Annotated in this window: 5 protein-coding genes; all 5 read left to right on the forward strand. The window is 67.4% G+C overall.

Features of this window, described 5'->3' with window-relative positions; genetic code table 11:
- A partial coding sequence (locus ACMO6A_RS02100; RefSeq protein ID WP_418470710.1) for a chromosome partitioning protein ParF occupies positions 1 to 402 on the forward strand: 402 nt, incomplete at its 5' end.
- On the forward strand, positions 402 to 701 hold the full coding sequence (locus tag ACMO6A_RS02105) for a hypothetical protein (RefSeq protein WP_015760199.1): 300 nt from the start codon (positions 402 to 404) through the stop codon (positions 699 to 701). The genes ACMO6A_RS02100 and ACMO6A_RS02105, both read left to right, overlap by 1 nt.
- Positions 702 to 817: 116 nt before the next feature.
- On the forward strand, positions 818 to 1,384 hold the full coding sequence (locus ACMO6A_RS02110; RefSeq protein WP_418470711.1) for a hypothetical protein: 567 nt from the start codon (positions 818 to 820) through the stop codon (positions 1,382 to 1,384).
- On the forward strand, positions 1,371 to 2,000 hold the full coding sequence (locus ACMO6A_RS02115) for a hypothetical protein (RefSeq protein ID WP_418470712.1): 630 nt from the start codon (positions 1,371 to 1,373) through the stop codon (positions 1,998 to 2,000). The genes ACMO6A_RS02110 and ACMO6A_RS02115 overlap by 14 nt, the downstream gene beginning before the upstream one ends.
- Before the next feature lie 195 nt (positions 2,001 to 2,195).
- A partial coding sequence (locus ACMO6A_RS02120; RefSeq protein WP_418470713.1) for a hypothetical protein occupies positions 2,196 to 2,417 on the forward strand: 222 nt, incomplete at its 3' end.

Genomic DNA, 2,417 nt, shown 5'->3' on the forward strand with positions numbered 1-2,417 from the left:
ACCGTCGAGGGCGAGAAGGCCGTCACCGTCGTCGACACCCCGGGCTATCTGAACGACAAGCTCGGCGGCTGCGTGGAAGGCGCCGACATCGCGATCGTCCCCGTCGAGCCCAGCCAGCGCGGCCTTCGCGCGATGAAGCGCACGATCCAGCTCATCACAGGCGTCAACCCCGAGCTCGAGATCGGCCTGATCGTGAACCGCTATTCCGACAAGCGAATCATCGACCGAAGCTTTACCGACTTCCTCACCGCCGACGACCTGCCCATCCTGGGCTGCGTGCCGACCGCCGAGGCGTTCAAGCGCGGCGCGTCGTTCAACCGACCGGTGTCCGAGGTGCAGCCGGGCGGCCGCGCGGCGGACGCGATCGAGGGGATTCTGGACAAAGTGGAGGCGATGCTGTAATGGCGAGGACTAAGAAGGCGGACTCCGCCATCAACAGCTTTTTCACGGACACCTCCAAGGAGATGGTCGAGCGCCAGGAGACGATCGTCGAGAAGGTCGTGAACCCCGACTCCGAGCCGGCAGCTGAGAAAAAGGCGGCGGCCTCTGAGGGTCCGACGCACCGCCTGAGCGTGATCGTCCCCGACGACCTCTACTGGCAGCTCAAGGAGTACCTGGTGGAGCACCGCCGCGAGGGCTACCGCAGTGCGAGCGATCTCATGCGCTCGCTGCTCGAGGAGCATCTGCGCAAGGACCGCTAGGCCGGTCGGAACGCCATCGAATAGAAGGGAAAACGGAAATGACAGCATTCGAGTACAGCGCCCAGGGCTACCGCGTCGCGCCCTATATCGCGGATCTCGGCAAGAAGGAGGCCTAGATGGATGCCGATGCCGGGCGCGTCCGCACCGCCCTGCGACTCCAGGCCGTCGCGGCCCGCTTCCACCACATGGACTGTGCGGGTTTCGCCGAGGAGGTGTGCGATGCCGTGGACGTCGCCGGGCGTCTGGGCTATCTGGGCTGCTTGCACGCGGTTGTGAGGCTCGCGGCGGCCCGCGAGGCGATGCCGGACGCCGACGGGATGACGTGCGGCGAGCTAGGCTGTCTCGCCGGCCTCCGCCGCCAGGCGCGCGCCACCGACACGCTGGATGCCGACAGCTTCACCGCTCGCATCCTCGCTGCCCTGGATATCAAGGGGTGGTCGGATCGATCTTCCTACCAAATCGCGGCGATGCGCCTGGCCGACCTGATTGCCCCGGTCTCGCTGATGGCGTCCCCGGAGCGCACGGAGCGCGGAGACCGCGCCCTGTATTCCTACACCTGCGGGCGATGCGGCGCACGCGTGACCGTATCGGTGTGCACGCGTTGCCCGTCCTGCGGCGCCCCCATGGTCGCCGCAGGACATGGCGCTCCGGTGATGAAAGGGGCGATCCATGTCGACTCGTAAGCTGATAAAGGGCGACCGCTACCGCGCCGGGCTGTGGAAGCTGGAGGACAGCTGCTATGAGGGGCATGTCCGTATGCCCAACGCCAAGTTCATGATCAGAACGTACCGCTGTACGCAAGGCGAGGCGGTCGCGAAGTTCGATTCGTGGATGGAGGCGGAAGGCCTCGACCTCGCTGAGGATGGGGCCAGGGAAGCCTGCGAGGGCAGCATCGATGACGGTATGGGGACTGCGAGGCGCCCGTTAAACCGCGAGGAGCGCCGTGCGATGGAACGCCGCGACAGGAAGGCGAAGAGGCGCCAGGCGCGAAAGGCGGCATCGGAGGCCGATGCCGCGCGACAGTCACAGGATATGGGGAAGGAAGAGACGGAAATGCAGAAGGTATCGAAAACGGACGGGCAGAAGACGGCGGCCGCGGGGACAAAGGCTCCGGAGACGGAGCCGGCCAAGTGCTACACGCTCATGTGCACGGGCGATCTGGGGACGGCCCCGGTGATGGTATTCCGCAACGAGGGCGACGCGAACGACATGATGCGCGCCCTGGAGCAGGTCGCGAAGGTGACGTCGCCCGATACCGTCTACGAAGTTATGGAGGCCCCGTTCAAGGAGGCCATTTGAAGGGTGCTGAGGGGCCGGGGAATGCAGGCCGCACGGCTGCCCGAACCTGCCGCCGTCCCAGTCCAGCGCCCCGCGTCTCCCGCCCTGGCTCCCGCACTGAGGACCATATCGGGAGAGACACCGCACTACCGCGCGCGCTTCGAGGTCGCAGCGGCCGACGGCGCGGACGCGGCCGAGGCCGTGAAGGAGATCGTCATGGGCTGGCTGCACGCCAAGGGTCTGGACGTACCGGAGGGCGCCGCGGACATCGCGGTGCCTGCGGGCTGGACGGCCGCCGACGAGCCCGACGCCGCCAAGGCCGTCCGCTTTCTCGGCCTATCCGGCGCGCAAGGAGCGGCATGGGCGGTCGAGGCCGATGAGCTCGACGGCGAGTTCTCGCGCCGCCGCTGGCACACGAGGATCGGCCTCGCACCCGCC

Source organism: Eggerthella sp. (assembly GCF_048329335.1).
Lineage (GTDB): Bacteria > Actinomycetota > Coriobacteriia > Coriobacteriales > Eggerthellaceae > Eggerthella > Eggerthella lenta.

Bases quoted from the DNA above. Each gene is read 5' to 3' on its own strand.
- ACMO6A_RS02105 (WP_015760199.1), top strand. From the start codon at position 402: ATGGCGAGGACTAAGAAGGCGGACTCCGCCATCAACAGCTTTTTCACG.
- ACMO6A_RS02115 (WP_418470712.1), top strand. From the start codon at position 1,371: ATGTCGACTCGTAAGCTGATAAAGGGCGACCGCTACCGCGCCGGGCTG.
- ACMO6A_RS02110 (WP_418470711.1), top strand. From the start codon at position 818: ATGGATGCCGATGCCGGGCGCGTCCGCACCGCCCTGCGACTCCAGGCC.